This window comes from Arenimonas malthae CC-JY-1 (genome assembly GCF_000747075.1).
GTDB classification, from domain to species: Bacteria; Pseudomonadota; Gammaproteobacteria; order Xanthomonadales; family Xanthomonadaceae; genus Arenimonas; species Arenimonas malthae.
Genome location: NZ_AVCH01000040.1, coordinates 1 through 7,455, shown reverse-complemented (window position 1 = coordinate 7,455; position 7,455 = coordinate 1). Strand labels below are relative to the sequence as shown.

The following is a 7,455-nucleotide window of genomic DNA, read 5'->3' as shown; positions in this document are numbered from 1 at the left end:
GGTGGCGGCCGCCTGGCACCGGGGCGGGGCCGCGCTGCGCGCCGCCGCCGTGGCGCCGCTGGCGCTCGCGCTGGGCATGACCATCACCGAACCGCGGCTGTGGGAGTACCACAACGAGCTGGCCGGCGGCACCGAAGAGGCCTACCGCCAGTTCGGCAACGAAGGCCTCGACCTGGGCCAGCGCTGGCCGGAAATAAAGGCTTACCACGATGCGGTGATCGCGCCCGAGGGCGCCACGCTGTATTCGGATTACTGGTTCATGGAGGAACAGGCCATCGCCGCCCGCACGAACTACCGGCGCAAGGTGGACAGCATCGACGACAGCAACCTCGACGGCGTGTACGAGGGCTATTTCCTTTACAGCATGCACATGACCCTGCCCTGGCCCGACTGGGGCTGGGACCCGGCGGTGGGCCTCAAGGGCCTGGAGCAGGTGGCGCGGCTGGGGTATGTCGCGGTGTACAAGGGACGGCGCCAGGATCCGCAGGGGCGCGCCGCCGACGTCTACGACAAGGTGCTCGAGCACCTGTACAAGCTCGGCGGCGGCCGCGACGAGGTGGTGGCCGCGCGCCTGGAGGAAGTGCTGGCGCAGATGCCCTGGCACCTGGGTGCCGCCATCGAGCTGGGAAATGCGCGGTTGCGACTGGGCGACGCCGCCGCGGCGCGCGCCGCCTACCGGGTGCCGCTGGAACAGAAGGGCATGCCGGTCGAGCCGCTGGCGAAGTCGCAGCTCGAAGCCCAGCTCGCACGCCTCGCCCAACCTGGCATCACCGCCGCCGACGTCCCGCCCCTGCGCAACCCCTGGATGGAATAAGAACGGGGTCAGGTTCACTTCCCGTCGATCCGCGCACGCCGCGGGCGATGGGCGGGCCTGGCGCTGGCGAATCGTTGGGTCTTCGCCTCCACCATGGCTCGGAAGTCGTCGCGGCCCCAAGCGCGCTGTTGGCGGAGATAGAGGCGGATGGCGTCCAGCTCCTCGTCGGGCATCGCTTCCCGGAGCAGGGCTTGATAGGCGCTTCCCGTGGGCTGCGATGACGCCTGCAACGCCTGCTGTGCGGGGTGCAGGGTCAGGAGCGGTTCGTCGCGCTGGCCGCAGAGCGCGGCGCAGCTTGACCACGGGTAGCTCGTCGGGTCGCTGGTCAGCTTGGCCCGCACGGGGTTGAGGTCGATGTAGCGGGCGCAGCGAAGCAGGTAGGTTTCGCTGTCGACCAGGCAGGCTTTGTAGCGCCCTTCCCACAGAGTGCCGGTGCGCTCATGGCGCGCGTTGAACCGGGCCACGTAGCGGCGCCCTAGCCGCTGCATCATCCTGCCCACGGCGCCGGCCGACGGCGGCGTCAGCAGCAGGTGCACGTGGTTCTCCATCAGCACGTAGGCATGCAGCTGGCAGCCGGTGTCCTGCAGCGCCTCGCGCAAGAGCGCCAGGTATTCCCATCGGTCGCGGTGGTCGAGGAAACACGGCAGCCGGTTGTTGCCACGCTGCACGACGTGTTGGGGGATGCCGGCGAGGTCAATGCGCGGGAGGCGGGCCATGTGCCCAGTCCGCCACCCTGGCGGGCGGCGGACTATCGTCAATGCGTGCTGCCGCGGATCGGAAACCTGCTCCCGCTGGAAGTGAACCTGACCCCGTTTCTTAGCGGGTGAAACGCCGGGTCAGGGTTTCCAGGGCGGCGAAGGCCGCGGGCACCACCACCAGGCTCAGGGCCGTGGACGTGATCAGGCCGCCGATCACCGCCACCGCCATCGGCTGGCGGAAGGCGGCGTCGGCGCCCAGGCCCAGCGCGATCGGCAGCATGCCGGCGCTCATGGCGATGGTGGTCATGATCACCGGGCGGGCGCGCTTGCGGCAGGCGTCCACCAGCGCGTCGTGCATGCTCATGCCGTGCTCGTCCTCGGCGATCACCGCGTAGTCCACCAGCAGGATGGAGTTCTTGGTGGCGATGCCGATCAGCATCAGCAGGCCGATCAGCGCCGGCAGCGACAGCAGGGTGCCGGTGAGCAGCATCAGGCCGAAGGCGCCTCCCGCCGACAGCGGCACCGCCATCAGGATGATCAGCGGGTGGCTGGCGTGGTTGAACAGCAACAGCAGCACCGCGTACACGCAGAACAGGCCGGCGGCCATGGCCAGCGCGAAGCCGACGAACAGCTCGACGAAGATCTCGGCGTCGCCGTAGGGCTGGGTGCGCACGCCCGGCGGCAGGTTGTTGAGCGTGGGCAGCGCGTTCACCTCGTTCATCACGTCGCCCAGCGGGCGGCCATTGAGCTCGGCGGTGAAGGTGACCTGGCGGGCGCGGCCCAGGCGGTTGATCACCGACGGGCCGGCGCCGGTGCGGATGTCGGCCACCGCCGACAGCGGCACCGTGCCGCCGTTGGCGCTGGGCACGCGCATCAGCGCCAGCATGGTTTCGTCGGACAGCGCGGCGTTGTCCAGGCGCACGCGGATCGGCACCTGGCGGTCGGGCAGGTTGAGCTTGGACAGGCGCTGGCGGTAGTCGCCGCTGGTGGCGATGCGCGCGGCCTCGGCGATGCCCACCGTGGACACGCCCAGGTCGGCGGCGCGGCGCGCGTCGGGCACCACCACGATCTCGGGGCGCAGCAGCGAGGCGGTGGAGCTGATGGTGCCCAGGCCCTGGATGGTGCGCAGGTCGCGTTCCAGCGACTGGGCCGTCTGGTACAGCGCGGCCGGGTCGTTGCCCGCCAGCACCACCTGCATCTGCTCGCCCGGTTCGCTGCTGATGAAACGCTGGCGCACGCCCGGCAGCGCGGCCAGGCGCTCGCGCACCTCGCGCTCGAGCTCCTTCTGCGAACGTTCGCGTTCGTCGCCCGGGCCCCAGTCGAGCACCATCACGGCCTTGCGCACGTCGGGGATGCCGCTGACGTTCGGATCGCCGAAATCGACGATGCCGCCGACGGTGGCGTAGGCCTGGCGCAGTTCGGGCAGGTCGGCCAGCAGGGCGCGGGCGCGTTCGCTCACCGCCACGGTCTGGTCGAGGCGGGCGCCGGGCGCGAGTTCCAGGCTCAGGTTGCTGCGGCCCAGGTCGGAGCCCGGGATGAAGGTGGCCGGGATCAGCGGCACCAATGCCAGCGAACCGACGAACATCAGCAGGGCGCCCACCAGGGTCTTGGCGCGGTGGGCCAGCGCCCACTCGACCACGCCCAGGTACCAGCGCATCAGCCTGCCTTCGCGCTCGACGTGCGGCTTGGGCTTGAGCTGGTAGGCGGCCATCATCGGCGTCAGCAGGCGCGCCACCAGCAGCGAGAACAGCACCGCGGTGGCCGCGGTCCAGCCGAATTCCAGGAAGAACTTGCCGGCCACGCCGGGCATGAAGGCCACGGGCACGAACACCGCCGCCAGCGTCGCCGAGGTGGCGATGACGGCCAGGCCGATCTCGTCGGCGGCGTCGGTGGCGGCCTGCTTGGGTGGCTTGCCCATGCCCAGGTGGCGGTCGATGTTCTCGACTTCCACGATGGCGTCGTCCACCAGGATGCCCACCACCACCGCCAGCGCCAGCAGCGTGACCATGTTGAGGCTGAAGTCGAACAGCCACATCACGCCGAAGGTGGGGATGATCGACAGCGGCAGCGCCACCGCCGAGATCCAGGTGGCGCGCCAGTCGCGCAGGAACCACCACACCACCAGCACCGCCAGCAGCGCGCCCTCGTACAGCATCGTCATCGAGGACGAATACGACGCCCGCACCTCGTCCACGGTGGAGAACACCTCGGTGATGCGGATGCCGGGGTGTTCGGCCTCGAGCCGGCGCACGGCCGCCTCGACGCCTTCGCCGACCTCGATCTCGCTGCTGCCGCGGGTGCGGGTGATGGAGAAGGCCACCACCGGCTTGCCGTCGAGCAGGGCCACCTGGCGGCGCTCGTCGTGGCCGTCGGTCACGTCCGCCAGCGCCGACAGCGGCACCTGGCCACCGTCGGGCAGGCGGATGGGGAAATGGCGCAGGTCCTGGGCGTTGCCCACCGTGCCCACCGCGCGCACGGCCTGTTCGCCGCTGCCCAGCGTGGTGCGGCCGCCGGAGCGCTCGAGCTGGCTCGCCGCCAGCTGCTGCGACACCTGGCCCGCGCTCAGCCCGTAGGCCGCCAGCGTGCCCAGGCGCAGGTCCACCTGCACTTCGCGGTCCACGCCGCCGGCGCGCGTCACCCGGCCCACGCCGGGCACGCCGAACATCACCTTCGACACGTCGTTGTCGACGAACCAGCTGAGCTCTTCCTCGCCCAGGCGGTCCGAAGCCACCGCGTAGGTCACCAGGGTGCCGCCGACCACGTCGATCTTGGCGACGATGGGTTCCTCGGCTTCCTGTGGCAGGTCGGTGCGCACGCGCGTGACTGCGTCGCGCACTTCGTCCAGCGCCTCGCCCAGGTCCTTGCCGATGCGGAATTCGACGAAGGTGGTGGACTGGCCCTCGACCACCGTGGACACCAGGTTCTTGATGCCCGGCAGGGTGGCGATGGAGTCTTCGATCTTGCGCGCCACCTCGGTTTCCAGCTGCGCCGGCGTGGCCGAGGGCTGGGCGATGGTGACGGTGATGCCGGGGAAGGCGATGTCGGGGAAACGCGACACCGCCAGCTGGTTGAAGCCGACCAGGCCGACGATGCCCAGCAGCACGAAGGCCAGGATCGCCGGCAGCGGCCGGTTGATCGACCAGGTGGAGAAGTTGATCGCCATGGCTCAGTTCCCGGCCGGCACCACGCGCACGCGGTCGCCGTCGCCGAGGAAACCGGCGCCTTCGGCCACCACGCGCTCGCCGGCTTCCAGGCCGCTGCGCACTTCCACCACGCCGCCCTCGCGGGCGCCGGTGTCGACGCGGCGCTGCGCGACCACGTCGCCCTCGCCCAGCACGAACAGGTAGCGGTAGCCGTCGCGTTCCACCACGGCCGCGGCGGGCACGGTGAGCACGTCGCGCGCGCCCAGCAGCAGGTCGCCCTCGGCATACATGCCGGCGCGCAGGGCGCCCGGCGCGGGCAGGTCGGCGTAGACGGTGCCGGTGCGGCTGCGGCTGTCGAGCGAAGGCGAGACCTTGCGCACGGTGCCGGCGACGGGCTTGCCGTCGGGGCCCTGCAGGCGGACTTCGACGCCCGGGGTGACGCGGATCAGCTGGGCCTCGGGCAGCTCGGCGCGCCATTCGAGGCGCTGGTCGCGGATCAGGCGCAGCAGTTCGGCGCCGGCGGCCACCACCTGGCCCGGCTGCACGCTGCGCGCGGAAACGATGCCGTCGTGCGGCGCGCGCAGCGTGGCGAAGTCCAAACGCAGGCGGGCGTTCTCGGCCTGGGCGCGCGCGGTCACTTCACCGGCGATCAGCTGCTCGGCGTCGCTGGCGGCCACCAGCTTCCCGCGCAGCAGGCGCTCGCCGCGGCGGGCATTGGCGGCGGCCACCGCGAGGTTGGCCTCGGCCTGGCGCAGTTCCATCGCCAGGGTGCGGGTGTCGAGCTGCAGCAGCGGCTGGCCCTTGCGCACCACGTCGCCCACCTCGACCTTGACCGAGGCGACGCGCTGGCCGGAGATCTCGACGCCGAACACCACCTCCTCCCAGGCCGCGATGGAGCCCGAGGCCGGGATGCGCTCGGGCAGCGACTGCCGCTGCGGCATGGCAATGCTGACGCTGAGTGCGGGCGTGCTGACCGGGGCGGCCTCGTCGCCGGCGCAGGCGGAAAGCAGGAGCAAGAAGGGAACTGCGAGCAGGACTCGCGTGGCGCGGAAGGACATGCGGGGAGTCGCCGTGGGGTGCGAAGCCGCGATTGTCCCAGAATCGTGCGCGGCCGCGACATGGTGGCGGGCCTGTCCCATGGGCTAGGCTAAGGCCGTTTACATCGGCTTCACCCGGAGACCGTCGTGACTGCAAGCACCCCGACCCAGGACGCCACCGCCGAGCTGGCGAACCGCATCGCCGCCCTCGATACGCAATCGGCGCTCTCGCGCCTGCAGGACGTGGCCGCGGCCGACGTCGCCCGGCTGCTTGGCGGCCTGCCGCCGGCCCGCGCCAACGACCTGCTCGCGGCCATGGAGCCCGGGCGCCGCGCCGGCGTCATGGCCGCCGCGCCCGCCGGCACCGACTGGTCCGACAGCCAGCGCTACCCGGAAGGCAGCGTGGGCCGCCTGATCGAGGACCCGCCGGCGGTGTTCCCCAGCGGCACGCGCGTGGCCGTGGCCATCGAGGCGCTGCGCGAGGTGGTCAAGCAGCGCCTGGTCACCTACCTTTGGGTGGTGGACGCGCAGCAGCGGTTGCTGGGCGTGGTGGCCTTCCGCGACCTGCTCTACGGCGAGCGCGAGCGCAGCCTCGACGACGTGATGATCCGCTCGCCCTTCTGCCTGCGCCCCGACATGGAGCTGGTGGACGCGATGCGCGAGGTGGTGCTGCGCCACTACCCCGTGTACCCGGTTTGCGAAGCCGACGGACGGTTGGTGGGGCAGGTGCGCGGGCAGGTGCTGTTCGAGCAGCAGGCCTTCGAGATCTCCGCGCAGGCCGGCGCCATGGTTGGCGTCGAGAAGGAAGAGCGCCTGGCCACGCCGCTGTGGCGCAGCTTCAAGTTCCGCAACCCCTGGCTGCTGGTGAACCTGCTGACGGTGTTCGTGGCGGCGGCGGTGGTGGGCTATTTCGAGGACACCATCAACCGCGTGGTGGTGCTGGCGGTGTTCCTGCCGGTGCTGGGCGGGCAGAGCGGCAACCTGGGCTGCCAGGCGCTGGCGGTGATGCTGCGCGGCATGACGCTGGGCGAGCTCAAGGCCACCCGGGTCGCGAAGATCATCACCAAGGAGGGCCTGCTGGGCCTGCTCAACGGCGCGGTCACCGGCGCGATTGCCGGTGCGGCCATGTACTGGGTGGTGTCGAAGGACGGTGGCGACGATGCCCTGGCCCTCGCCCTGATCACGCTGGGCGCGATGTCGCTGAGCTGCATGGTGGCCGGCCTGGCCGGGTCCACCATCCCGCTGGTGCTCAAGCGCGTCGGCGCCGACCCGGCCACGGCCTCGAGCATCTTCCTCACGACCATGACGGACGTGGTCAGCATGGGCAGTTTCCTGGGCCTGGTGACCTGGCTGCTGCTCTGACCGGGGCGTCTTGCTGCACTGCAACGTGCAACGCCCCCCGCCGCCGGGCAACCATGCTCGCGCTTCCGACGTGGGGGAGGGAGCGGAAGGCCCGCAGCTGCTTCAGCGCTGCGGGCTTTCTTTTTTTCCGGCGCCGCCGCGCGTGACAGAATCGGGCCATGGCCCTTCTTCCTTCGCCCGACGCGGCGACCGACGCCCTGGTTGAACGCGCGCTCGCGCGCCTGCTCGAACGCGCGCCGCAGGCGCTGGCGTCGCCGAAGCGGCGCGAGGCGCTGGCGCGGCTGGCGCTGTGCAGCGACTTCGCCGTCGACACCCTGTGCCGCCAGCCGGCGCTGCTTGCTTCACTCGACGCCGCCGCCGGCGACGCCCCCGACCTGCCGCCCGGCGCGGAGCCGGACTGG

At 71.4% G+C, this 7,455-nt stretch carries 6 protein-coding genes; 3 read left to right on the top strand and 3 right to left on the bottom strand.

Going from position 1 to position 7,455, the window contains the following annotated elements:
* Positions 1-814, top strand: an 814-nt coding sequence (locus N790_RS16280; RefSeq protein ID WP_211251939.1) for a hypothetical protein, incomplete at its 5' end; no start/stop codon positions are given.
* A 14-nt stretch (positions 815-828) separates the two neighbouring features.
* Here the strand turns inward: N790_RS16280 and N790_RS03040 are convergent.
* The 3 genes from N790_RS03040 to N790_RS03030 form a co-directional block, all read right to left on the bottom strand.
* On the bottom strand, positions 829-1,530 hold the full coding sequence (locus N790_RS03040; protein ID WP_043800566.1) for a transposase: 702 nt from the start codon (positions 1,528-1,530) through the stop codon (positions 829-831).
* A 100-nt stretch (positions 1,531-1,630) separates the two neighbouring features.
* Positions 1,631-4,675 (bottom strand): efflux RND transporter permease subunit, encoded by a 3,045-nt coding sequence (locus N790_RS03035; protein ID WP_245593732.1) that lies wholly within the window; start codon positions 4,673-4,675, stop codon positions 1,631-1,633.
* A gap of 3 nt (positions 4,676-4,678) precedes the next feature.
* Positions 4,679-5,671: an efflux RND transporter periplasmic adaptor subunit gene (locus tag N790_RS03030; protein ID WP_245593731.1), complete on the bottom strand. Its 993-nt coding sequence runs from the start codon at positions 5,669-5,671 to the stop codon at positions 4,679-4,681.
* Positions 5,672-5,839: 168 nt separating this feature from the next.
* Here N790_RS03030 and N790_RS03025 point away from each other — a divergent pair, with 168 nt between their 5' ends.
* Positions 5,840-7,054 (top strand): magnesium transporter, encoded by a 1,215-nt coding sequence (locus N790_RS03025; protein ID WP_043800562.1) that lies wholly within the window; start codon positions 5,840-5,842, stop codon positions 7,052-7,054.
* A gap of 158 nt (positions 7,055-7,212) precedes the next feature.
* Positions 7,213-7,455 (top strand): hypothetical protein (locus tag N790_RS03020; protein ID WP_043800558.1); only part of this gene is annotated, 243 nt, incomplete at its 3' end.

What these genes read in the sequence shown, in the direction of transcription:
- N790_RS03040 (WP_043800566.1), bottom strand. Translation starts at nt 1,530, where the DNA reads ATGGCCCGCCTCCCGCGCATTGACCTCGCCGGCATCCCCCAACACGTC.
- N790_RS03035 (WP_245593732.1), bottom strand. Translation starts at nt 4,675, where the DNA reads ATGGCGATCAACTTCTCCACCTGGTCGATCAACCGGCCGCTGCCGGCG.